The 22038-nt window shown below is 69.5% G+C and carries 22 protein-coding genes; 13 read left to right on the top strand and 9 right to left on the bottom strand.

The genetic code is table 11. The features are described 5' to 3' along the window. Positions 1-11 precede the first annotated feature (11 nt). Positions 12-374: a DUF742 domain-containing protein gene (locus ABEA43_RS45175; RefSeq protein ID WP_345572218.1), complete on the top strand. Its 363-nt coding sequence runs from the start codon at positions 12-14 to the stop codon at positions 372-374. Further along, on the top strand, positions 355-933 hold the full coding sequence (locus tag ABEA43_RS45170) for a GTP-binding protein (protein WP_345572216.1): 579 nt from the start codon (positions 355-357) through the stop codon (positions 931-933). The genes ABEA43_RS45175 and ABEA43_RS45170 overlap by 20 nt, the downstream gene beginning before the upstream one ends. A gap of 25 nt (positions 934-958) precedes the next feature. On the opposite strand, the gene ABEA43_RS45165 is transcribed toward ABEA43_RS45170, so the two are convergent. Next, entirely contained in the window at positions 959-1765 is an 807-nt protein-coding gene (locus ABEA43_RS45165) for a nitroreductase/quinone reductase family protein (RefSeq protein WP_345572214.1), read from the bottom strand. Positions 1766-1841: 76 nt separating this feature from the next. Between ABEA43_RS45165 and ABEA43_RS45160 the strand changes: the two genes are divergently transcribed. After that, on the top strand, positions 1842-2291 hold the full coding sequence (locus ABEA43_RS45160) for a MarR family transcriptional regulator (protein WP_345572212.1): 450 nt from the start codon (positions 1842-1844) through the stop codon (positions 2289-2291). On the opposite strand, the gene ABEA43_RS45155 is transcribed toward ABEA43_RS45160, so the two are convergent. Beyond that, a complete protein-coding gene (locus tag ABEA43_RS45155; RefSeq protein WP_345572210.1) occupies positions 2267-3124 on the bottom strand; it encodes a TetR/AcrR family transcriptional regulator in 858 nt (285 codons plus the stop codon). The two genes, ABEA43_RS45160 and ABEA43_RS45155, sit on opposite strands and share 25 nt — an antisense overlap. 76 nt (positions 3125-3200) lie before the next feature. On the opposite strand from ABEA43_RS45155, the gene ABEA43_RS45150 reads away from it, so the two are divergent. Then, on the top strand, positions 3201-4205 hold the full coding sequence (locus ABEA43_RS45150; protein ID WP_345572208.1) for an ATP-binding cassette domain-containing protein: 1005 nt from the start codon (positions 3201-3203) through the stop codon (positions 4203-4205). Next, positions 4202-5020, top strand: a complete 819-nt coding sequence (locus ABEA43_RS45145; protein WP_345572206.1) for an ABC transporter permease — start codon at positions 4202-4204, stop codon at positions 5018-5020. The genes ABEA43_RS45150 and ABEA43_RS45145 overlap by 4 nt, the downstream gene beginning before the upstream one ends. Positions 5021-5026: 6 nt before the next feature. On the opposite strand, the gene betA is transcribed toward ABEA43_RS45145, so the two are convergent. The 5 genes from betA to ABEA43_RS45120 are packed head-to-tail and all read right to left on the bottom strand — an operon-like array spanning position 5027 to position 11496. Then, the gene (gene betA, locus ABEA43_RS45140) at positions 5027-6652 is read right to left on the bottom strand and encodes a choline dehydrogenase (protein WP_345572204.1); all 1626 of its coding nucleotides are present in this window, start codon (positions 6650-6652) and stop codon (positions 5027-5029) included. After that, entirely contained in the window at positions 6649-7587 is a 939-nt protein-coding gene (locus tag ABEA43_RS45135; RefSeq protein WP_345572202.1) for an ABC transporter substrate-binding protein, read from the bottom strand. The genes betA and ABEA43_RS45135 overlap by 4 nt, the downstream gene beginning before the upstream one ends. A gap of 53 nt (positions 7588-7640) precedes the next feature. Beyond that, the gene (locus ABEA43_RS45130; RefSeq protein WP_345572200.1) at positions 7641-8609 is read right to left on the bottom strand and encodes an ABC transporter substrate-binding protein; all 969 of its coding nucleotides are present in this window, start codon (positions 8607-8609) and stop codon (positions 7641-7643) included. Continuing rightward, the gene (locus tag ABEA43_RS45125; RefSeq protein ID WP_345572198.1) at positions 8606-10519 is read right to left on the bottom strand and encodes an ABC transporter permease; all 1914 of its coding nucleotides are present in this window, start codon (positions 10517-10519) and stop codon (positions 8606-8608) included. The genes ABEA43_RS45130 and ABEA43_RS45125 overlap by 4 nt, the downstream gene beginning before the upstream one ends. Continuing rightward, a complete protein-coding gene (locus ABEA43_RS45120; protein ID WP_345572196.1) occupies positions 10516-11496 on the bottom strand; it encodes a quaternary amine ABC transporter ATP-binding protein in 981 nt (326 codons plus the stop codon). Before ABEA43_RS45120 ends, ABEA43_RS45125 begins: the two co-directional genes overlap by 4 nt. Positions 11497-11915: 419 nt before the next feature. Here ABEA43_RS45120 and ABEA43_RS45115 point away from each other — a divergent pair, with 419 nt between their 5' ends. The 4 genes from ABEA43_RS45115 to ABEA43_RS45100 all read left to right on the top strand — a co-directional run bounded on the left by ABEA43_RS45115 (position 11916) and on the right by ABEA43_RS45100 (position 15971). Next, on the top strand, positions 11916-14621 hold the full coding sequence (locus ABEA43_RS45115) for a sensor histidine kinase (protein ID WP_345572194.1): 2706 nt from the start codon (positions 11916-11918) through the stop codon (positions 14619-14621). Beyond that, positions 14621-15043 (top strand): roadblock/LC7 domain-containing protein, encoded by a 423-nt coding sequence (locus tag ABEA43_RS45110; RefSeq protein ID WP_345572193.1) that lies wholly within the window; start codon positions 14621-14623, stop codon positions 15041-15043. The genes ABEA43_RS45115 and ABEA43_RS45110 overlap by 1 nt, the downstream gene beginning before the upstream one ends. A gap of 66 nt (positions 15044-15109) precedes the next feature. Further along, entirely contained in the window at positions 15110-15424 is a 315-nt protein-coding gene (locus ABEA43_RS45105; RefSeq protein WP_345572235.1) for a DUF742 domain-containing protein, read from the top strand. Then, entirely contained in the window at positions 15405-15971 is a 567-nt protein-coding gene (locus ABEA43_RS45100; protein WP_345572192.1) for a GTP-binding protein, read from the top strand. Before ABEA43_RS45105 ends, ABEA43_RS45100 begins: the two co-directional genes overlap by 20 nt. 6 nt (positions 15972-15977) lie before the next feature. Here the strand turns inward: ABEA43_RS45100 and ABEA43_RS45095 are convergent, their stop codons facing one another. Then, on the bottom strand, positions 15978-16934 hold the full coding sequence (locus ABEA43_RS45095; protein WP_345572191.1) for an SIS domain-containing protein: 957 nt from the start codon (positions 16932-16934) through the stop codon (positions 15978-15980). Continuing rightward, positions 16931-17860 (bottom strand): hypothetical protein, encoded by a 930-nt coding sequence (locus tag ABEA43_RS45090; RefSeq protein WP_345572190.1) that lies wholly within the window; start codon positions 17858-17860, stop codon positions 16931-16933. Before ABEA43_RS45090 ends, ABEA43_RS45095 begins: the two co-directional genes overlap by 4 nt. A gap of 359 nt (positions 17861-18219) precedes the next feature. Between ABEA43_RS45090 and ABEA43_RS45085 the strand changes: the two genes are divergently transcribed. From ABEA43_RS45085 to ABEA43_RS45070, 4 genes are read left to right on the top strand one after another with little or no spacing between them, the layout of a single operon-like run. After that, entirely contained in the window at positions 18220-19341 is a 1122-nt protein-coding gene (locus ABEA43_RS45085; RefSeq protein ID WP_345572188.1) for a polyamine ABC transporter substrate-binding protein, read from the top strand. 38 nt (positions 19342-19379) lie between these two features. Further along, positions 19380-20219, top strand: coding sequence for an ABC transporter permease (locus ABEA43_RS45080; RefSeq protein WP_345572186.1), 840 nt, complete (start codon positions 19380-19382; stop codon positions 20217-20219). After that, positions 20212-20991 (top strand): ABC transporter permease, encoded by a 780-nt coding sequence (locus ABEA43_RS45075; RefSeq protein ID WP_345572184.1) that lies wholly within the window; start codon positions 20212-20214, stop codon positions 20989-20991. Before ABEA43_RS45080 ends, ABEA43_RS45075 begins: the two co-directional genes overlap by 8 nt. Next, the gene (locus ABEA43_RS45070; protein WP_345572182.1) at positions 20978-22027 is read left to right on the top strand and encodes an ABC transporter ATP-binding protein; all 1050 of its coding nucleotides are present in this window, start codon (positions 20978-20980) and stop codon (positions 22025-22027) included. The genes ABEA43_RS45075 and ABEA43_RS45070 overlap by 14 nt, the downstream gene beginning before the upstream one ends. Positions 22028-22038 lie beyond the last annotated feature (11 nt).

Here is a 22038-nt window from a genome sequence, read left to right as displayed (position 1 = left end):
GGGAGAGGGCCGTGTACGGCACTGACGGGGCCGGGGACGACGAGCCCCTGTTCCGTCCTTACGCGGTGACGGGCGGCCGATCCGAGCCGCGCTATCACCTCGCGATGGAGACGTTGATCTCGTCCATGTCGATCCCGGACGACGAGATGGCCATGCTCACCCCCGAGCAAGAGGCCATCATGCAGCTCTGCAGGTCGTTCCGGTCGGTCGCCGAGATCTCGGCCCTGCTCCGCGTCCCGCTGGGCGTGGCCAGGGTGCTTGTGGCGGACATGTCCGACGAAGGGCTTGTCCGCCTGCACCAGCCACGCCTCAGCCAGGGACAACCAGACCTCAACATGCTCGAAAGGGTGCTCAGTGGACTACGCAGGCTCTAGCCCTGGCCTCACCTCGACGAAGATAGTCGTGGCCGGGGGCTTCGGCGTCGGGAAGACGACGTTCGTGGGGGCGGTGTCGGAGATCCTCCCGCTCACCACGGAAGCGGTGATGACCGACGCGTCCGCGGGCATCGACGACCTCGGGATGACCCCGAACAAGCAGACCACCACCGTGGCCATGGACTTCGGCCGGCTCTCGCTCGACCGTGACCTGATCCTGTACCTGTTCGGGACGCCCGGGCAGCACCGGTTCTGGTTCATGTGGGACGACCTGGTACGAGGTGCGATCGGCGCGGTCGTGCTGCTCGACACCCGCCGCCTGGCCGACAGCTTCCCCGCCATCGACTACTTCGAAGAGGCCAAGCTGCCGTTCGTGGTGGGCATCAACGGCTGGGAGGGGCAGTTCCCGCACACCGACGGTGAAGTCCGGGAGGCGCTCGCGCTTTCGCCGCAGGTGCCGATCGTGCGGACCGACGCGCGCAACCGCGACTCGGTCAAGGGGACGCTGATCTCGCTCGTCGAGCACGTCGTACGTCTTCGCGCGGCTCCCGTGCACTAGATGGATGGAGGCGCGTAACAGCGCCTCAGCCCCGCCCGGTGGCCCACGGGACGCTGGTGAGCGAGTTGAGCACCGGGACGAGGTGCTCCTCCTCGTAAGCGAAGTGGGCCTCCAGCTCGTCGGCGATGCGGTCGAGCGTCTCCGGCACGGTGGCCACGCGCAGCTCCTCGATCAGCCCGGCGATCTTCACGTGCTCGTCGCGCAGCCGGTCGAGGGACTGCTTCAGCTCGGGGAACAGCTTTTCGAGATACGGGAACGCGACACGGTCCTCGCCCGAGTGGTGGAAGGTCGCCGCGTCGCAGAACGCCAGGCAGTGGGCGCGCAGGTCGGTGGCCGCCGCCTCGCTCGCGCGCACCTTGGCCAGCTCGCCCCTCAGGTAGCCGTGGATCCTGACCAGCTCGTCCCCGAACGCCTGGAGCCGCTCGCTCTCCTGCGGGTAGAGCGCGACGACCGGGATGACGCGGTCCGTCCCCTCCTGGTACGCGGCGAAGGCCGGGTCGAGCGCGGCCTGGCGGGCGTACATGCGGTCGCGCTCCTCGCCCTCCAGCGGCACCGCCGTGGCCTCGAAGCGCTCCGCGCCCAGCTCGACGGTGATCCTCGGGTTGGCGACCACGTTGTGGTACCAGGCCGGGTCGGCGGGGCCGCCCGCGTTGGAGGCGAACACGAGGATCCGGCCGCCGTCCTTCAGGTACACCGCCGGGTTCGTCCGCCGCCGTCCCGTCCTGGCACCGACCGTGGTCAGCAGCACCAGGGGCGCGCCCTCGAACATCCCGCTCACCTTGCCGCCCCTGGCCCTGAACTCCTCGATGACCTGCTGGTTGAAGTCGCTCACGTCACTATCCTTTGATCAGGCGATGGAGCAAATTAGCTTTAGATGCAAAGCTAATTTAGACAGCAAGGTGTTCGGCATGTCAACAGACGGCTTGAGCGTGGACGACGGGATCAGGACGCTATTGCTGCTGATGCCGCGCATGGTGGGGCGGGCCAAGAAGCTGGGGGTGCCCGCCGACCTGCAGTCGCTGTCGCTGGCCCCGCGGCACCTGTCGCTGCTGGCCTACCTGCTGTTCGACGGCGCGATGACGGTGAACGAGCTGGCGGCGCGGCTGGAGGTGGCGCCCGCGACGGTGAGCCTGATGGTGGGGGAGCTGAGCCGTAAGGGCGTGCTGGAGCGGCGCGAGGACGACGCCGACCGGCGCAGGACGATCGTGAGCATCGCCGCCGCGCATCAGACGGCGATCAACGAGTGGCTGGGCTACGGCGCCAAGGCGTGGCGGCAGGCGCTGGAGCCGCTCACGCCCGCGCAGCGGCGGATGTTCGTGGACACGCTCCTCGCTTACGAAAGGGCGCTGTCAGGCTGAGCGCCGTCCGGCTGCGGGCTGTCGGGCTGAGCGCCGTCCGGCCGTGCGCTGTCCGGCTGGGTGTCGCCGGGTTGGGGCCGGCCGTTCACCAGGGCTTCGACGCCGTCGAGGACGCGCTGGAGGCCGAACTCGAAGGCGTGCTCCGGGCTGTAGGCCGCGTTGAGCGCCTCGCCGGCCGCCTGGCCGACCCGGGCGGCGACGGGGTAGCGGCCGTAGTCGGCGATCCTGCTGAAGAAGGGCGCGTGCGCGGCCCACCACTGCTCGTCGCTCATCCCCGTCTGGCTCTCCGCCTGCGCGGCCTCCACCGCGCCACGGGCCGCGCCGTGCACGAAGCCGGTGACCAGCGTGATCACCGAGTCCATCTCCAGGTCGGACAGCCCGATGCCGTCCACGGCCCGCAGCTCGTAGTCGTACTTGGCCGTGACGTTCGGGCCGAGCACCGGACGGCTCGCGGCCACCTGGAGCAGCCACGGGTGGCGCAGGTAGAGCGCCCAGTTCTCTCTCGCGATCTGCTCCAGCCTGACCCGCCAGCCGCCCGGCACGTCGCCCGGCCTGGCGCTCTCGCCGTAGACGGTGTCCAGCATGACGTCGAACAGCTCCGGCTTGCCCGGCACGTACGTGTAGAGCGACATCGTCCCCACGCCCAGCCGCTCGGCCACCCGGCGCATGGACAGCGCGGACAAGCCCTCGGCGTCGGCCACCTCGATGGCCGCGCGGACGATGCGGTCGACGCTCAGCTCGGGCTTGCCCTTGCGGCTGGTGCGCTCGCTGGTCCGCCAGAGCAGCGCCAGGCTCCGCGCGGGGTCGCCCTTCCCCGAATACTCAACTGTCACATGCGTACGGTACACCGTACGGTTGCCGAGTTGAAGCGTATGCTGTACGGTACAGCGTACGACACAAGGAGGCGGCATGTCAGCGGTGCTCGCGCAAGGGCTGCGCAAGACGTACGGCGACAAGGCGGCGCTGGACGGGATCGATCTGGACGTGGGCCAGGGTACGGTCTACGGCCTGCTCGGTCCCAACGGCGCCGGCAAGACCACGGCGGTCCGCATCCTGACCACGCTCCTGCGCGCCTCGGGCGGGCGCGCGGAGGTGGCGGGCTTCGACGTGGCGGCCCAGCCCCGCCAGGTACGCCGCAGCATCGGCCTGGTCGGCCAGCACGCCGCGGTGGACGAGCTGCTGACCGGGCGGCAGAACCTGGAGTTGTTCGGCCGCCTCTACCACCTCGGCCCGGCCGCGGCGAGAGCCAGGGCGACGGAGCTGCTCGACCGGTTCGGGCTGGAGCACAAGGGTCCGGCGAAGGAGTATTCGGGCGGCATGCGGCGCCGGCTCGACCTGGCGGCCGGGATGATCCTGGCGCCGCCCGTGCTGTTCCTCGACGAGCCGACGACCGGGCTCGACCCGCGCAGCCGGGCGGAGATCTGGCGCTCGGTGCGCGACCTGGTGGCCGGCGGCACCACGGTGCTGCTGACCACCCAATACCTGGAGGAGGCCGACCAGCTCGCCGACCGGATCTCGGTGATCGACGCCGGGCGGGTGGTGGCCGAGGGCACGCCGGACGAGCTGAAGGCCAAGCTCGGCGGCGACCGGCTCGACGTGGTGATCCACGACCCGTCCCGGCTCGCGGAGGCCGCCACAGTGATCGGCGCAGTGATCGGCCCGATAGAAGGCCCGGTGAGTGGCGCGGTCGCGGTCGCGGCCGGGCCGGTCGAGGTCGATCGGGACACGCGGCACGTCAGCGCCCCGGTGAACGGGCGGGCCGGCGAGAAGGGCGGCGGCCGGGTGCAGGCGCTGACGGACGTGCTGGCGGCGCTGTCGGCCGCCGGGATCGAGGCCGAGGACGTGGCGCTGCGCCGCCCGACGCTGGACGAAGTGTTCCTCAATCTCACGAGTGCGGGAGGCGACCCCCGATGACCGCCATGACCTTGCGGGACGACCCGGCGACGCGGCTGAGATGGGCGCTGGCCGATGGATGGACGGTCGCCCGCCGCGACCTCGTGCACTGGGCCAACCAGCCCATGACGGTGGTGTTCGGGGTGGTCTTCCCGATCGTGATCACCCTGGCGTTCGGCTACCTGTTCGGCGGCGCGGTGGAGGTGCCCGCAGGGGCGGACTACTTCGCGTTCCTCATGCCCGGCATGTACGGCATGACGATGCTCTTCGGGCTGAGCGCCACCATGATCGCCGTCACCACCGACGCCGCCAAGGGCGTCACCGACCGCTTCCGCTCGATGCCCATGGCCCCCTCGGCCGTCCTGATCGGCCGGGCGATCGCCGACCTGCTCAACTCGGTGCTCGTGCTGGCCGGGCTGCTGGTCTGCGGCCTGGCGGTCGGCTGGCGGCCCGCCACGCTGACGGGCGCGCTGGGTGCGGTCGGCCTGCTGCTGCTCCTGCGCTTCTCCCTGCTCTGGATGGGCATGTACCTGGGCCTGCTCACCAAGGACCCGGGCGGGGTGGTGGCGGTGCAGACGCTGGAGTTCCCCATCGGGTTCCTGTCGAACGCCTTCGTCGCCCCTGACACCATGCCCGGCTGGCTGGGCGCGATCTCGGAGTGGAACCCGCTGTCGTCCACGGTCGCCGCCACCAGGGAGCTGTTCGGCAATCCCGGGTGGGGCGGGGACTCGTGGGTGGCGCAGCACGCGGTGCCGATGGCCGTGGCCTGGCCGGTTGCGATCACCGTCGTGTTCTTCGTCCTGTCGGTGCGCCGCTACCAGCGCCTCGACCGCTGAGCGGCCTCACCCGTGGCGGTGGAACTCCACGGGCTCAGGAGGCAGCGGGGTGTTGCCGAGCACGAGGTCGGCGGCCTTCTCGGCGAGCATCATGACCGGCGCGTAGATGTTGCCGTTCGTGACGTACGGCATGGCCGAGGCGTCCACCACGCGCAGCCCGTCGAGGCCGTGCACGCGCAGGCTCTCCGGATCGACCACGGACATGCCGTCGGTGCCCATCCTGCAGGTGCACGACGGGTGCAGCGCGGTCTCGCCGTCGCGGGCCACCCAGGCCAGGATCTCCTCGTCCGTACGCACGCCGGGACCGGGTGACAGCTCGCCGCCGTCCAGGTCCGCCCAGGCGGGCTGGGCCAGGATGGCCCTGGCGTGCCTGATGGCCTCCACCCACTCGCGGCGGTCCTGGTCCGTGGACAGGTAGTTGAAGCGCAGGGCCGGCTTCTGCCGGGGGTCGAGCGAGGTGATGCGGACCGAGCCGCGGGCGTCGGAGTACATCGGGCCGATGTGGACCTGGTAGCCGTGCCCGCCGGCCGGGGCCGAGCCGTCGTAGCGCACCGCGATCGGCAGGAAGTGGAACATCAGGTTCGGGTAGGCCACCTCGTCGTTGGAGCGGATGAAGCCGCCCGCCTCGAAGTGGTTCGTGGCGCCGGGGCCGCGCCTGAGGAACAGCCAGTCGGCGCCGATGAAGGGCCTGCGCCACTTGGCGAGCGACGGCTGCTGCGAGACCGGCTTCGTGCAGGCGTGCTGGACGTAGACCTCCAGGTGGTCCTGCAGGTTCTCGCCCACGCCCGGCAGGTCGTGGACCATCTCCACGCCCAGCGGTTCGAGCAGCTCGCGGGGGCCGACGCCGGACAGCTGGAGGAGCTGCGGGGAGTTGATGGCGCCGCCGCACACGATGGTCTCGCCCGCCTCGATGCGCTCGCCGTCGCAGAGCACGCCCGTCGCCCTGGTGCCGTCGAAGAGGATCCGCTCGACGAAGGCGCGGGTCCTGACCGTGAGGTTGCGGCGGTGGCGTACCGGGTGCAGGTAGGCGCGGGCCGCGCTGAGGCGGCGGCCGCGGTGGATGTTGCGGTCGAAGGCGGCGAAGCCCTCCTGGCGGAAGCCGTTCACGTCGTCGGTCAGGGGGTGGCCGGCCTGCTGGACCGCCGCGAAGAACGCCTCGAAGAGCGGGCCGCGGGCCGGGCCGCGCTCCAGCAGGAGCGGGCCGTCGCCGCCGCGGAAGTCCGTGCCGGGCTCGGCCAGGCACGTCTCCATCCGCTTGAAGTAGGGCAGGCAGTGCGCGTAGTCCCAGCTCTTCATGCCGGGGCCGGCCGCCCAGCGCTCGTAGTCGAGCGGGTTGCCGCGCTGGAAGATCATGCCGTTGATGCTGCTGGAGCCGCCGAGCACCTTGCCGCGGGCGTGGTAGATCCGGCGGCCGTCCATGAACGGCTCCGGCTCCGACTCGTACTTCCAGTCGTAGAAGCGGCTGCCGATCGGGAACATCAGCGCGGCCGGCATGTGGATGAACACGTCCCACAGGGAGTCGGGCCTGCCCGCCTCCAGCACCAGGACCGACACCGCGGGGTCGGCGCTCAGCCGGTTGGCCAGGGCGCAGCCGGCCGAGCCGCCGCCCACGATGACGTAGTCGAACCTCAACGGGGGATCCAGTCCTTCCACACGATCTTGTTCTCTTCGACCCACTGCTTGGCGGCCTGTTCGGCTTTCATCTTCTCGTTGATCATGGCGCTGGCCACGGCGTTCTGGTCGTCGTTGGTCCAGGTGAAGTTGCGGACCAGCTCGTAGGCTCGCCCGCCGGTCTCCGCGAACCGCTTGCTGACGATCTTGTCGATCAGGTACGGAGGATAGTCGCAGGCGACCTTGGCCGGGTCGTCGTCGCAGCCCACGGCGTACGGGGGCAGCGCGATCTTGACGAGTTTGACCTTGGTGAACAGCCATTGCGGTTCGTAGAAATACATCAGCAGCGGCGTCCGGTTCTTCGTCGCGAACTGGGCCGCTTTGATCAGCGCGGCCTCGCTGCCGGAGTAGACGACCTTGAAATTCAGCCCGAGATTCTTGACGAGGGCCTCGTCATTGGTGACGAACGTCGGATCGCCGTCGAGGATCTGCCCGGCATTTCCGGTTTTCTCGGTGCGGAAGAGGGGCGCGTACTTATTCAGGTTTCGGTAGTCCGTAATGTCGGGGTATTTCTTGGCCATCCACTCGGGGACGTACCAGCCGATGATCCCCTTGTTGCCCGTGAGACCCGCCGACAGCGCCACTTTCTTCTGCTCGATGAACTCCTTCTTCCAATCGTTGTGACCCCAGCTTTCGACGATCACATCGACCTTGCCGGTTTCGAAGTCCTTCCAGGATTGATCCTCCTTCTCGGACCTCATGTTCACCTTGTACCCGAGCTCGTGTTCGAGCAGGTAGGCCAGCACGGCGGCCTGGGCCTCGTACCCGACCCAGGCGTGCACGTCGATCTTGACGGTTCCCTTGGAGCCGGCGGCCGGGCTGGGCTCCTCGCTGGAGCAGGCGGCCAGCAGCAGGGCCGCGACCAGCGGCCCCGCGAGTGTCTTCAGTCGGATCATGAGAGGTCTCCGCGACCGCGGCCCCCTGCCGGGGGACCGCGGTCAGGCAGGGGTCACTTGGGAATCCAGGCCTGCCACTTGGCGGTGTTGGCCTCGACCCACTTCTTGGCGGCCTGTTCGCCCGTCATGCCGTTGTTGGTCATGTCGTTGGCGACGGCGTTCTGGTCCTCGTTCGTCCAGCTGAAGTTCTTGACCAGGTCGTAGGCCTTGCCGCCGGAGTCGGCGAACTTCTTGCTCACGATCTTGTCGAGGTCCATCTCCGGGTAGTCGCAGGCGACCTTCTTCGTGTCGGCGTCGCAGCCCTCGGTCCAGGCCGGCAGGTTGACGCGGACCAGGTCGACCTTGTCGAAGATCCAGTGCGGCGTCCAGAAGTAGAACAGCAGGGCCTTCTGCTGCTCCTGGGCCTGCGTGGCGGACTTGAGCAGGGCCGCCTCACTGCCGCCCGTGACGACCTTGAAGTTCAGCTTGAGGTTCTTGACCAGGGCCTCGTCGTTGGTGACGTAGCTGGGGTCACCGTCGAGGAGCTGGCCCTTGCCGCCGGACTCCGACGTCTTGAACAGGTCGGCGTACTTGTTGAGGTTCTTGTAGTCGGTGATGTCCGGGTACTTGTCGGCCATCCACTTCGGCACGTACCAGCCGATGACGCCCTTGTTGCCGGTGGAGCCCGCCGACAGCGCGGTCTTCTTCTCGTCGATGTACTTCTTCTTCAGATCCGGGTGGCCCCAGTTCTCGATGATGACGTCGACGTCGCCGGTCTCGAAGCCGTCCCAGGCCAGCTGCTCCTTGATCTCGGGCAGCTCGACGGTGTACCCGAGCTCGCTCTTGAGCAGGAACGCGACGACGTTGGCGCTGGCCTCGTAACCCACCCATGGGTTGATCGCGATCTTCACGGTCCCCGCGGCGGCACTGCTGGCGCCGGCCTGCGGGGCGGCGGAGCTGGGAGCGGTCTCTACCTTGGCCCCGCCGCAGCCGGCGGCGGCCAGTCCAAGCGCAAGCAGGCCTGCGAGCAGGCGAATCTTCATGTGAACATCCTCTTTCGGGGGGAAGGGCGCCTGTCGGCGCCCTGCGTGATGCGGTCGAGCATGACTCCGAGCAGCACGGTCGCGATGCCGGCCACGAAGCCCATGCCGAAGTCGGTCCGCTGGGAGAACCCGACGACCACGTCGTAGCCCAGCGCGCCCGCCCCGACCAGGCCGCCGACGACGACCATGGCCAGGGTCATCACGATGCCCTGGTTGGCGGCGAGCAGGATGGCCCGCCTGGCCATCGGCAGCTGCACCTTCCACAGGAGCTGGCCCGAGGTCGAGCCGGCCGAGGCGGCCGCCTCCACGACCGTGGCGGGCACGGCCTTGATGCCGTCCTCCACCAGGCGCACGACGGGCGGCACCGCGTAGATGATCGAGGCGAAGATCGCGGTGAACCTGGTGGTCTCGAACAGCGCCAGCGCCGGCAGCAGGTAGACGAAGGCGGGCATGGTCTGGGCGGCGTCGAGTATCGGCCGCTGGACGGCCGAGAACCGCGGCGAGCGGGCCGCGGCCACGCCCAGCGCCAGGCCGATGACCAGGGTGACCAGTACGGCGACGGTGACCGTGGTCATCGTCTGCATGGCGTGCTCCCAGACGCCGAGCGCCGCGATCGCCAAAAGGCAGCCCAGCGCCGTCAGCGCCGGGCGCAGACCGCTGAGCCGCCAGGCGAGGGCCAGCACCCCGAGCGCGACCAGCCACCAGGGGGCCGAGGTCAGCAGCGATTCCAGCGGGTTGAGCAGGGCATGGGACGTGACGTCCTTGATGAACGAGGTGACCGCGAACCAGTTGCTCTCGGCCCAGTGGACGATGTCGTTCACCTCGGACACGAGGTTGATCGTGAGGTTCTCCGGCCAGGTGGCGGGCAGCACGGGGATGAGCGCGAGCCCGGCGAGTGCCAGCCCGCCGGCGGCGGCGAGCTGGGCCCGGCCGCGCTTGGCGTGCGCGTCCTGGCGGGCGAGCGAGGTCATCATGCGGTCGAGCACGACGGCCATGATCACGATGGCCACACCCGCCGGGAGCATGATGCCGACCTGCGCCCGCGACAGGCCGCGGATGATGTCGCCGCCCAGGCCGGGCGCCGAGATCAGGTTCGCGATGACGACCATCGACAGGGCCATCATGATGGTCTGGTTCACCGCCAGCGCCATCGTGGACCTGGCCAGCGGCAGGTACACCTTGAACAGCGTCTGCCGGCGCGTCGCGCCCAGCGAGGCGGACGCCTCGACCGCCGTGGGCGAGACCCCCGAGATGGCCAGCGCGGTGATGCGGATGGCGGGCGGGATCGAGTAGATCATCGTGGCGATCGCCCCGGCCGGCGCGCCGATGTGGAAGAACAGCGCGAGCGGCGCCAGGTACGCGAACGTCGGCATGATCTGCATGACGTCCAGCACCGGCGTGACCGTCCTGCGCACCCGGTGGGACAGCCCGGCCCAGACGCCGATCGGGACGCCGATCGCCAGCGACAGCAGCACCGCGACCCCGACCAGGGCCAGGGTGTCCACGCTCGACTGCCACAGCCCGAGCACCCCGAACGCGCTCACCCCGCTCACGGCCAGCAGCGCGATGCGCCAGCCGCCGGCCAGCCAGCCCAGCGCGCCCATGACGCCGGTGATCCCCGGCCAGCCGAGCGCGTACAGGACGGTTTCGAACAGGTCGTAGAGGCCGCCCACGAAGAGCCGGATGTAGTTGATGAAGTACAGGAAGAGCGGGCTCTCGTTGCGGTTGTCGTCGATCCACTCGCGCAGGTCCGTGACGGCCAGGAACTGCGGCGCCTCCTTGTCGTGCGGCAGCGTGCCGGTGCCGCGGAAGACCAGGTACGCCGCCACGAACAGGGCCGCCATCCCGGCGGGAGCCGCCCACCTCGGCAACCGGAGCCCGGACGGCGCGCTGACGGCGGTGGCGCTCATACGCCGGCCCGGGCGGAGACGTCCTGACCGGACAGGAAGGAGAGCAGGTCCACGCGGTCCACGACGCCCACCAGCTGGTCACCGTCCACGACCCTGATGGGGCGGGAGGAGGCGGAGGAGGCGGCGATGGCGTCCTTGATGATGGTCGTGGCCGGCAGCATGGGGCCGTCCAGCGGCTCGCCCGGCTCGGGGTCGCGGCAGATCCAGCGCAGGGTCAGCACGTGGCTTCTGGGCACGTCGCGGACGAAGTCGGCCACATAGTCGTCGGCCGGCGCGCCCACCAGCTGCTCGGCCGTGCCGAGCTGCACGATCGAGCCCGCCCGCATGATCGCGATCCGCTCGCCCAGCTTGAGCGCCTCGGACAGGTCGTGGGTGATGAACACCATCGTCTTGCCGACTTCCCGGTGCAGGCGGATCACCTCGGCCTGCATGTCCCGCCTGATCAGCGGGTCGAGCGCGCTGAACGGCTCGTCGAACAGCATCACCTGCGGCTCCACGGCCAGCGCGCGGGCCAGCCCGACCCGCTGCTGCATGCCGCCGGAGAGCTGGTCGGGGTAGGAGTCGGCGTACCCGTCGAGGCCGACGAGCGAGAGGATCTCGGCCGCCCGCGCGTGCCTGGGGCCCTTGGCGGTGCCCTGGATCTCCAGGCCGTACGCGACGTTGTCGATCACTTTGCGATGCGGGAGCAGGCCGAAGTGCTGGAAGACCATGCTGACCCGGTGCCTGCGGATCTCGCGCAGCTGGGCGGGGGAGGCGCGGCCGATGTCCTCGCCGCCGATCCTGATCTCGCCGGAGCTGGGCTCGATGAGCCGGGTCAGGCAGCGTACGAGAGTGGACTTGCCGCTGCCGGACAGACCCATGACGACGAAGACCTCGCCGGGGCGCACCTCGAAGCTCACGTCCCTGACGGCGGCGGTGCAGCCGGTCTTCTCTCTCAGCGCGGCCTGTTCGAGATGCTGGTCCTCGCTGCCCAGCACCTTTTGTGCTCTGGACCCGAAGATCTTCCAAAGGCCCTGAACGGTGATAGCCGCACTGTCGGGAGAATCCCCCACCACTCGCCTCCTCGTTTGCCGTGGCTCAACATATGTCGTGAATAACGGGAATCTCAACGCTGTGACCGTCCAGAGATCGGGGTGCGCCTCTTGCGTTATGCGTTTGGAACGCACTAATCGCCCATAGGCGGACATGCCGCGTGATGATGGTTTATTTCACGCCCTAGCGCAGAGTGGCATGGAGCCCCAGGTTCTCTTCCCAGGAGTCACACAACTTCAAAATTGTCGCGTTATGTTCGGTTGGCCACCAGCCATGGGATGTGTTCCAATTACCCGCACTTACTGATTTCTCCCAAGGGGCCACAGCCCCCCTCATATACGCCGATTCGGGCGAGGTGCGTTCGGTGAGTACAGAGCTGGGTGAGAGGCAGGCCAGCGAGAGCGGCTGGCGGCTGCGCAATTGGCGTGTCCGCGCGCGCCTCGTCGCCCTCATCCTGATCCCGACGGCCGCCGCGGTGCTGCTCGGCGGCATCCAGGTGCTCGCCTCCACCTCCGCGGCGGGCGACTACGCGCGTACCAACCAGTTCGCGCGGCTGTCCGCCGAGCTGGGCGAGCTCACGCACCTGGTGTCCGGCGAACGGGCCAGGGCCTCCTGGTACATCGCGCGCAACCGGCCCGCCGACGGGCTGGCCGAGGTGCAGGCACACATGGCCCAGGTGGACCTGTCGGTCAAAGAGGTACGCGGCATCGCGCAGCAGTTGCTCTCCGAGTCGAGCGGCCGTACCGCCGACCAGATCGAGAACATGCTCAGCCGCCTGGACGACCTGACCGGCCTGCGCAAGCAGGCGCTCGACGCCAACCTGCTGCCAGGACCCGCGGTCGAGCTCTACACGACGGTGATCGGCGACCTGCTCTCCATGCACAACGAGCTGATCAAGGGCAGCTCGGACGACGAGCTGTTCAGGCAGACCCGCATGCTCGACGGGCTGGCCCGCGCGAAGGAGAGCGTCTCCTACCAGCAGGCGCTGGTCACCACGGTGCTCGTCGAGGGCGCGTTCGACCAGGACCAGCTCAAGCGCTTCCTCGGCGAGCAGTCGCGGGAGGCCACCGAGCGCAGGGGCTTCGCCGCCGAGGCCACCGCCGATGAGCGCCGCTTCTTCGACGAGACCGTCAACGGCAGATCCGCCGACCGCATGCTGTTCCTGCGCGAGCTCGTGCTGATCAGGGCCACGAACGGGCTGTCGCTGCGCCGCCTCGACCTGGCCAGGCCCGACGACGCCAAGGAGTGGTTCGAGGCGGCCACCGTGGTCGTCGACTCCATGCGCCAGGTCGAGGAGCGCCAGGCCCAGGGCATCGTGGCGCGCAGCGAGGCGCTCAGCGCCGAGGAGCGGCAGCGCGCGTTCGTGACCGCCGCCGCCGTGCTCGCGCTGCTCGTGGCCGTCCTGTTGATCACCACCGGCGTGGCCAGGTCGATGGTGCGGCCCCTGCGCCGCCTGCGCGGCGAGGCACTGGAGATCGCCGGACGACGGCTCCCCGACTTCGTCCAGCACCTTCGCGAGTCGCGGGACGGCGCGATCAACGCCGAGGTGCCGCCCATCGGCATCTTCTCCAAGGACGAGGTCGGCGAGGTCGCGCGCGCCTTCGACGAGGTGCACCGCGAGGCGGTACGGCTGGCGGGCGACGAGGCGCGGCTGCGCTCGAACGTCAACGCCATGTTCGTCAACCTGTCCAGGCGCAGCCAGACGCTGGTCGAGCGGCAGCTCACGCTGATCGAGAAGCTGGAGGTCGGCGAGCGCGACGACACCAGGCTCGGCGACCTGTTCAAGCTCGACCACCTGGCCACCCGCATGCGGCGCAACAGCGAGAACCTGCTCGTCCTGGCCGGCCAGGAGGCGGCGCGCAAGTGGAGCGAGCCGGTCGAGCTGATGGACATCGTGCGCGCCGCGCTCGGCGAGGTCGAGAGCTACGACCGGGTCAGCATCCAGGTCCACTCGGACGTCGCCGTCGCCGGCCAGGCCGTCACCGACGTGGTGCACCTGCTGGCCGAGCTGATCGAGAACGCGGTCTCGTTCTCCTCACGGGACACCAAGGTCATCATCTCCGACAGCCGCATCGACGGCGGCAGCCTCATGCTGTCCGTCACCGACCACGGGATCGGCATGACCCCGGAGGAGCTGTCGGAGGCGAACTGGCGGCTGGCCAACCCGCCCGTGGTGGACGTGTCGGTCTCGCGGCGGATGGGCCTGTTCGTGGTCGGCCGGCTCGCCCTGCGGCACAGCATCAGGGTCCAGCTGCGGCGCCAGGACATCGGCGGGCTGACCGCCATGGTGCTGGTGCCGCCCATGCTGCTCACCGCCGTGCCGGGCTCGATGCCGGCCCGCGTGCAGCCAGGCCCGCCGCAGGTGCGCCAGCCCCAGCCGAACGAGCTGCCCAACCGTCCGCCCCAGGCGAACGGGTTGCCCATCCGCCAGCCCCAGGCGAACGGGCTGCCCACCCGACAGCCGCAGGCGAGCGGGTTGTCGGCGGGACAGTCCCACGCGAACGGGCTGCCCACGCGCCAGCCGCAGCCGCGCGTCCAGGTGCCCAGGCAGCAGGGGACGGCGCCGGCGCCCCCCTTCGGTCATCCGTCGCTGGACGCGGCGCCCCCCGCGCCCGAGCCGTCGTCGTGGTTCAGCTCCCAGCACACCCACTCGGTCGAGCTGCCGGCGCCGGACCCGCTCACCCACCCTTTGCCGACCTATCCCATGTCCGGCGCCTCGGCCCCGGCGCCGTCCAAGGACGAGTTCCTGCCCATCTACGCCTCCCTGGAGGAGAGCAGCTGGTTCAGCAAGTCGGCGCCGACGGCCGACCGCCGGGACTCCGCCGACTGGTCCTCGCCCACCGACGAGGGCTGGCAGGCCGCGGGCGCCGCCGTCGAGCCCGCGCGGAACGGCACCACGAACTCCGGCTTGCCCAAGCGGACGCCGCGCGCGAACCTGGTACCGGGTACGGCGAATCCGCAGCCGCCGCCCGTCCCCGCTCCTCCGGTGTCGCCCGATCGGCTGCGTAACAGGCTGGCCAGCTACCAGCAGGGCGTGCGCAAGGGCCGGGCCGAGCTTGAGGAGGACTGATGAAGGAGCTGAGCCAGGCGGCCAGGGACGTCAACTGGCTGGTCAGCGGCTTCGTCGAAGAGGTGCCCGGCGTGGCGCACGCCGTGGTGGTCTCCGCCGACGGCCTGCCCATGGCGTTCTCCCGGGGCTTTCCCCCAGATCGCGCGGACCAGCTCGCCGCCATCGCGGCCGGCCTGGTGAGCCTCACTCAGGGCTCCGCGCGGGTGTTCGAGGGCGGCGGGGTCACTCAGACGCTCGTGGAGATGGACCATGGCCTGCTCCTGGTGATGTCGATCAGCGACGGATCCTGCCTGGCGGTGCTGGCGGCACCGGACTGTGACATGGGGTTGGTCGCCTATCAGATGACGGTCCTGGTCGAGCGTGCCGGACAGGTGCTCACACCTGCCGTACGGGCGGAGCTTTCCGCCTCGCGTCCGTGGTGATGGGAGTGGACGTTGGCATCGTGGCATAACGGTGAGCCGGAGCCCGAGCGGAGCTCGCTCGTCCGGATGTACGCCGTCACCGGCGGCAGGACCGCTCCACGCACCGGGCTGGCCATGGAGGCGCTGGTATCGTCGGCGACCTCGGCACAGCTGGGCGCCACCTACACCCGTGAATACCGCGCGATCAGCGAGCTCTGCCGGCAGGTGCGCTCTGTGGCGGAGATCTCCGCGCTGCTCAGCGTCCCTCTCGGAGTGGCGCGGGTGCTGGTGGCCGACATGGAAGCGGACGGACTGGTCAAGGTGTACCAGCCACAGCTTGAGGCGGGTCTTCCCGACAGGGGCCTGCTCGAAAGGGTGCTCAGTGGACTTCGCAGGCTCTAGCCGCCTCACCTCCACGAAGATCGTCATCGCCGGCGGGTTCGGCGTGGGCAAGACCACGTTCGTCGGCTCGGTGTCCGAGATCATGCCGCTGACCACGGAAGCGGTGATGACGGACGCGTCGGCGGGCATCGACGACCTCGCGCACACGCCGGGCAAGACCACCACCACCGTGGCCATGGACTTCGGCCGGCTCTCGCTGGAGCACGACCTGATCCTCTACCTGTTCGGCACGCCGGGGCAGCACCGGTTCTGGTTCATGTGGGACGACCTCGTGCGCGGCGCGATCGGGGCCGTGGTGCTGGTGGACTCGCGGCGGCTGTCCGACAGCTTCCCCGCCGTGGACTACTTCGAGGATTCGGGGATGCCGTTCGTGATCGGCCTGAACGGCTGGGACGGGGAGTTCCCGCACATCGAGAGCGAGGTGCGGGAGGCGCTCACGCTCTCGCCGCACGTGCCGATCGTGCGCACGGACGCGCGGGACCGTCAGGCGGTCAAGAACGCCCTGATCACCCTCGTCGAGCACGCCCTGACCGTGCGCGCCCAGTGACCCGTCTCAGGCCTGCCACCAGTACGCCGCCACCAGCTCCGCCACCAGCGTCTCGGTGAGCAAGGCCACGTCCGGATCGTCGTCGTGCCGATAACGGATGGCGGCCGTGGCGTCCTTCACCTCCGCGCCCACGGTGACGACCGTGGACTCGCGCTGACGCACCCAGTCCATGGCCTGGGCGTCGTAGGCGGAGCCGGGGTAGAGCAGGGCCCGGTAGTCGAGGGTCTTGGTCAGGTACACGTCCACGTGCGCCCAGTCGCCCGTCTCGCAGGCGTCGGCCGGTCGGCGCGGCCCTTCGCGGAACATCAGGGCCGACTGCTCGGCCGACGACAGCCGCTCGGCGGGGGCGATCGTGTAGACGCCGTGCGGGCCGTCGAGCAGCTCCAGGGCCAGCGGCAGCCACTCGTCCCTGCGCTCCAGGAGGTCGGCCGTGGCCTGGGCGGCCCGCCTGAGCAGGGCGGGGACGTCGCGATCCGTCCCGGTGAGCCGCGACTCCAGGGCCAGGAGCAGGGCCAGCGTGTGCTGGAACGTGCGGCAGGCGACCCCGCCGCGCTCCTCGCCCGCGTGCATGGGGATCACCAGGTCGGCCGCCTGTGCGAGGGGCGAGCCCGGCTGGTTCGTGAGCGTGACCAGCCGGGCGGGGCCGCCGGCGTAGCGGGCCGCGGCGTCCAGCGTCTCCCTGCTGGAGCCGGTGGCCGAGATGGGGATGACCAGGGTGTCCTCGCCGGCCGGGTAGGTGGCCGCGGCCGAGGCGTACTCGGCGTACGCGTCGACGCCGGCGGCCCGCAGGCGCAGGGCGGCCACCCCCGCGGCGTAGCGGGAGCTGCCCATGCCGAGGAAGAGCACCCGGCCGGCATGCCGGGGGAGCCTCTCGAAGGGGTCGTCCGCCTCCAGGGCGGCGGCCAGGGCCGCCAGGGACTCGGGCTTGGACTCCAGGTCGGACAGGTAGAGCTCGGAATTCACGAAATGTTCTCCTCGGGATACCAGGTGCGCAGGACGCCCATGGGGGCGTAGCGCCAGCGGGGCAGGTGGCGGGCGGCGTAGATGAGCTCCCGGCACTCCTGCTCCACCTCGAACGGGCGGATCAGCCGGACGTCCAGGAGGTCCGCCCGGTCCTTGGCCGCCAGCCGGGCACTGTACGCGGCGAGCACGGCGGCGCGCGCTTCGGCCGCCCAGGACGCCGCCTTCGCGGGCGGGACGTCTCTTCGCCTGATGGCCACCTGGGCGACATGTTCCAGGCTGGTGGTGAGCTGGGCGACGTCCCGGGCGGCCGGCTGGTACGGCTCGGCGTCGGTGACCGTGGGGTTGCCGTCGAAGTCGATCACGGCGTAGCCGTCCCGCCATTGGAGTATCTGGCCCACGTGCAGGTCGCCGTGGATCCTGATCAGCGGGCTCGTGATGGGCTCGGCCAGGGGGGACAGCTCCCGCAGGAGCGCCGGGGCCCGCGTGGCCAGCCAGGCCCCGTCCTCGCCGTCCGTCGCGTCGAGGGCCTCCCGCAGCGCGGCGCCCGCCCGCGCCATCGGGCCGCCCGTCCCGCCGTCCCTTGTGACCGCCTGCGGCGCCGGCCAGGTCGCGAGGGCGAGGTGGAGGTCGGCGGTCAGGCGGCCGAGCTCGCGCGCGAAGTCCGTCCGGCCGGCCTCGGCCTGGTCCACGCACCATTCCCAGCCGTCCCTGGCCTCGGGCAGGTAGCCCGTCACCAGAGCCAGGAGCTCTTCCCCGCCGTCCACCGTGCGAGTCAGGGCCGCGTAAGGGGGAGCTGTGTCGTTGAAGCCCGCCTCAACGAGGTGGCCGAAGATCTCCGGAGTGGGGTGCGGAAGGGGCACCGGCGGGGTCAGCCACTTGACGACGACCTTTTCGGCCACGACCACGGAGTAGTTGGTCTGGTCCACGTGCGGTCCGAAATCCCGCTCACCTGGGGCCCCAGTGTGGAGATCTTCGGGGGCGTACGAGAGGGTGGGCAGCGGAAGGAAGCGGCGCACGGCGAACGGCGGCGGCACCTCACCCCCCAAGAGCCTTAGCAGCGCGGCGCTGAGCCCCCGGTCTCGCGCCGTGAGGGGCTTCTCACCGAGAGAGATCAGCCGACGACTTATTGAATCCCAATTCAACAGCTGGACCAAACTTCCTGGTAGCAATGTCCGCAAAAGTCTTGCTCATGTTGATTTCTGCTGCAACACTCCTGCTCTGGTCTGCTGTGTCCGGTAAGGTCGCGCGACCCCTCTTACACCAAATTTCAGAAGGAGTAGCGGCCGTGTCCCGTACCCGGTTCACCCGTCGTCTTCCGGCCGCCGCGGCGGTGGTCGGTCTCGCGCTTGCCGTCGCGGCGTGCGGCGGTGAGTCGTCGTCCAGCTCACAAGGCACGACCGCGGCGTCGGCCGACCAGCTCAAGCCCAACGCGGACCTCTCCCAGCAGACGCTCCAGGTGACGGTGTGGGACGGCTATACGCCCAAAGAGCTTCCTGAGAAGGTCAAGGCGAAGCTCAAGGTCAAGGACCTGAAGATCGCGCTGCACGAGACGAACGAAGTGGCGATGGCCAAGCTCACCGCCTCGGGTGACAGCGGCATCGACGTGGCGTTCGTGTCGGGCCAGTACGCCCAGGCGCTCAACGAGCAGGGTCTGCTGGAGCCGATCCACCCTGAGCTGATCCCCAACCTGGCCAACCTCTACCCCGAGGCCACCCAGCTTTCCTACGACAAGGGCAACAAGTACTCCGTGCCCTACACGTGGGGCACCACCGGCATCTGCTACCGCACCGATCTGGTGAAGGCCAAGCCGACGAGTTGGAACGATCTCTTGAAGCCCCCGGCGTGGGCCGAGAAGAAGGTCACCATGATGACCACCGAGCGCTGGCTGGCCCTGCCCGCGATCAAGGCGCTCGGCTACTCGGTCAACACCGACAAGGACGAGGAGATCGCGAAGGTCAAGGAGCTCCTGGTCGCGCAGAAGCCCCACCTGCTCACCTACGACGACACGACGTTCGGCGAGAAGCTGACCTCCGGCGAGGCCGTGATGGTCGAGGCGTGGGACGGCTGGTGCCCGACCACCGACCCCAAGGGCAACATCGCGTTCGTGGTGCCGAAGGAGGGCAGCGACCTCTGGGTGGACACCATGGTGATCATGAAGTCCTCCAAGAACAAGGAGGCCGCGCACGCCCTGATCAACTACATCCTCGACCCCGAGATCCACAGCTGGGCCGCCGCGAACATCAACTACAAGGTGCCCAACAAGGCCGCCATGGAGAAGGTGGAGATCCCCAAGGGCTCGCTGCTGGGCATCAAGCCCGCCGAGCTGCTCAACGGTGAGTCGATCATCGACCTGGGCCAGGCGTCCACCAAGTACACCACCCTGTCGCAAGACATCCAGGCGAAGTAGTTGTCGTTGTAGTGAAGTCTGAGGTCAAGGCCCGGCCGGTGTCCCGTTCTCGGGGACGCCGGCTGGGCGCGTTCGTTTTCCTGTCACCCGGGCTGACGTACCTGGTCGTGCTCATGCTGGTGCCGCTGGCGCTGGTGCTGAGCTACACCGTCTTCCAGCGCGGGCGCTTCGGCGGGATCGTCTACGAGTTCACCACGAGCAACTTCGCGCGCTTGTTCGACCCGCTCTACCTGGGCGTGGTCGGCAACTCGCTGAAGATCGCGGCGCTGACCACGCTGATCGCGCTGCTGATCGGCTATCCGACCGCCTACCTGATCGCCCAGCTCCCGCGTAAGTGGAAGACGATGGCGCTGGTGGCGATCGTGCTGCCGTTCTGGACGAACTTCATCATCCGGGTCTACGCGTGGATCATCCTGCTCAGCGGGCCAGGGCTGATCAACAGCGGGCTGAAGGTGTTCGGGCTGGGGCCGTTCGAGCTGCTCTACAACGAGGGCGCGATCGTCACGGGGCTGCTGTACTCGTACCTGCCGCTGATGGTGCTGCCGCTCTACGCGACGATCGAGAAGCTCGATCCGCAGCTCAGGGAGGCTTCGGCCAACCTGGGGGCCGCGGCGCTGACCACCTTCCGCAAGGTGACGCTGCCGCTCACCGTGCCGGGCGTGCTGACCGGATGCCTGTTCGTGTTCGTGCCGAGCTTCGGCAACTTCGTGATCCCCGAGCTGCTGGGCGGCAGCAAGTCACTCATGGTGGGCAACCTGATCCGCAACCAGTTCCTGGCGGCGCGCGACTGGCCGTTCGGCTCCACGCTGACGCTGGCCCTGGTCGCGGTGCTGATCGTGCTGCTGATCGCGCAGGCATGGGCGGCCCGCCGTGCGTAGGTCCAAGCTGCTGTACGTCCCCTTCTGGGCCACGTACGTCTTCCTCTATCTGCCCATCGTGGTGCTCGTCGTCATGTCGTTCAACTCCGGCGACTCGGCGTACACCTACGAGGGCTTCAGCCTCAAGTGGTACGGCGAGCTGGCCGCCAACGAGCGGGTCAGGGACGGCCTGGTCAACACGCTGATCGTGGCCACCGGCGCCACGGTGATCGCCACCGTGCTCGGCACGCTGCTGGCCGTCGGGCTGGCCAGGCACAGCAGGTCCAAGACGCTCGACGCCCTCGCGCTGATGCCCGCCGTGCTGCCCGACCTGGTGCTCGGGATCGGGCTGCTGGTCTTCTACGGCATGATCCAGCTCACGCTCGGGCTGTACTCGGCGGTGCTCGCGCACGGGGTGTTCGCGATGGCGTTCGTCGCGGCCGTGGTGCGCACCCGGCTGGCCAACGCCGACACCTCGCTGGAGGAGGCCTCCCGCGACCTGGGCGCCGGGCCGGTGACGACGTTCATGAAGATCACGCTGCCGCAGCTCGCGCCCGGCATCGTCGCGGGCGCGCTGCTGGCCTTCACGCTCTCGCTGGACGAGTTCGTGATCGCCTTCTTCACGATCGGCAACTCCGACCAGACGCTGCCGATCGTCATCTATTCAATGATTCGTTTCGGGGTGACCCCGGAGATCAACGCACTGGCCGCGATCCTGCTCCTCGTGAGCTTCACGGCGGTGATCGCCGGGCAGCGCCTGACCAAGATCGGGGAATCGCGTGCTCAAGATTGACGGGATCACCCGCAGGTTCGGGGACGTCACCGCGCTCGACAGCGTCTCGCTGGAGATCCGGCAGGGCGAGTTCTTCGCCCTGCTGGGGCCCTCCGGCTGCGGCAAGACCACGCTGCTGCGCATCATCGCCGGGTTCGAGCGGCCGGACGCGGGCCGGGTGACCCTCGACGGGGACGACCTGCTGGCCATGTCGCCGAACCGGCGGCCGATCAGCCTCATGTTCCAGTCGTACGCGCTGTTCCCGCACATGACCGTGGCCAAGAACGTGGCCTACGGGCTGGAGCGGGAGCGGCTGCCCCGCCAGGAGATCAAGCAGCGCGTCGGCGAGGTGCTGGAGACCGTGGGCCTGTCGGCGCACGCCTCGCGCAAGCCCGCGCAGCTGTCCGGCGGGCAGCGGCAGCGGGTGGCGCTGGCTCGCTCCATCGTCAAGCGGCCGCGCCTGCTGCTGCTCGACGAGCCGCTGTCGGCGCTGGACAAGAAGGTCCGCGCGGACATGCAGCTGGAGCTCAAGCGGCTGCAGCACGACGTCGGCATCACGTTCGTGGTCGTCACCCACGACCAGGAGGAGGCCATGTCGCTGGCCGATCGCATCGCGGTCTTCGACAGCGGCGAGGTGCGCCAGGTGGACGAGCCCGTCGCGCTCTACGAGCGGCCGAAGTCGCCGTTCGTGGCCGACTTCGTCGGCGCCAACAACCTCTTCGGGGGCACGGCCAGCGGCATGGAGGCGCTCAAGAGCGGCGACTTCGGCATGCTGCCCGGCAGGCCCCTCACGGAGCTGGAGGCGGGCGCGGAGGCGCTGCTGGCGGTTCGGCCCGAACGGATCGAGCTGGCCGACGAGAGCGCCACCAGAGGGCTGAAGGGCAGCGTCCTGGACGTCAGCTTTTACGGTGGTGTGTCACACATCTCCGTGGAGGTGCCGGGACACGTCAAGCCGGTGCTCGCCGCCGTGCAGGGAGCGAGCGCCGTGCAGCCCGGCGCCAAGGTCAAGGTGCGCTGGAACGCCGAGGACGCGGTCATCATGGCGGTCGACCGGTGAGGGCCGGCCGC

Origin of the sequence: Nonomuraea rosea (assembly GCF_039539705.1) — a bacterium.
Classification (GTDB): domain Bacteria; phylum Actinomycetota; class Actinomycetes; order Streptosporangiales; family Streptosporangiaceae; genus Nonomuraea; species Nonomuraea rosea.
Note: the sequence above shows the minus strand (reverse complement) of the source record. Positions and strands in the feature narration are given on the sequence as shown.

Excerpts from the sequence above, each read along its gene's own strand:
- ABEA43_RS45105 (WP_345572235.1), top strand. The coding sequence starts at position 15,110 with ATGTACGCCGTCACCGGCGGCAGGACCGCTCCACGCACCGGGCTGGCC.
- ABEA43_RS45160 (WP_345572212.1), top strand. The coding sequence starts at position 1,842 with ATGTCAACAGACGGCTTGAGCGTGGACGACGGGATCAGGACGCTATTG.
- ABEA43_RS45150 (WP_345572208.1), top strand. The coding sequence starts at position 3,201 with ATGTCAGCGGTGCTCGCGCAAGGGCTGCGCAAGACGTACGGCGACAAG.
- ABEA43_RS45110 (WP_345572193.1), top strand. The coding sequence starts at position 14,621 with ATGAAGGAGCTGAGCCAGGCGGCCAGGGACGTCAACTGGCTGGTCAGC.
- ABEA43_RS45125 (WP_345572198.1), bottom strand. The coding sequence starts at position 10,519 with ATGAGCGCCACCGCCGTCAGCGCGCCGTCCGGGCTCCGGTTGCCGAGG.
- ABEA43_RS45145 (WP_345572206.1), top strand. The coding sequence starts at position 4,202 with ATGACCGCCATGACCTTGCGGGACGACCCGGCGACGCGGCTGAGATGG.
- ABEA43_RS45130 (WP_345572200.1), bottom strand. The coding sequence starts at position 8,609 with ATGAAGATTCGCCTGCTCGCAGGCCTGCTTGCGCTTGGACTGGCCGCC.
- ABEA43_RS45135 (WP_345572202.1), bottom strand. The coding sequence starts at position 7,587 with ATGATCCGACTGAAGACACTCGCGGGGCCGCTGGTCGCGGCCCTGCTG.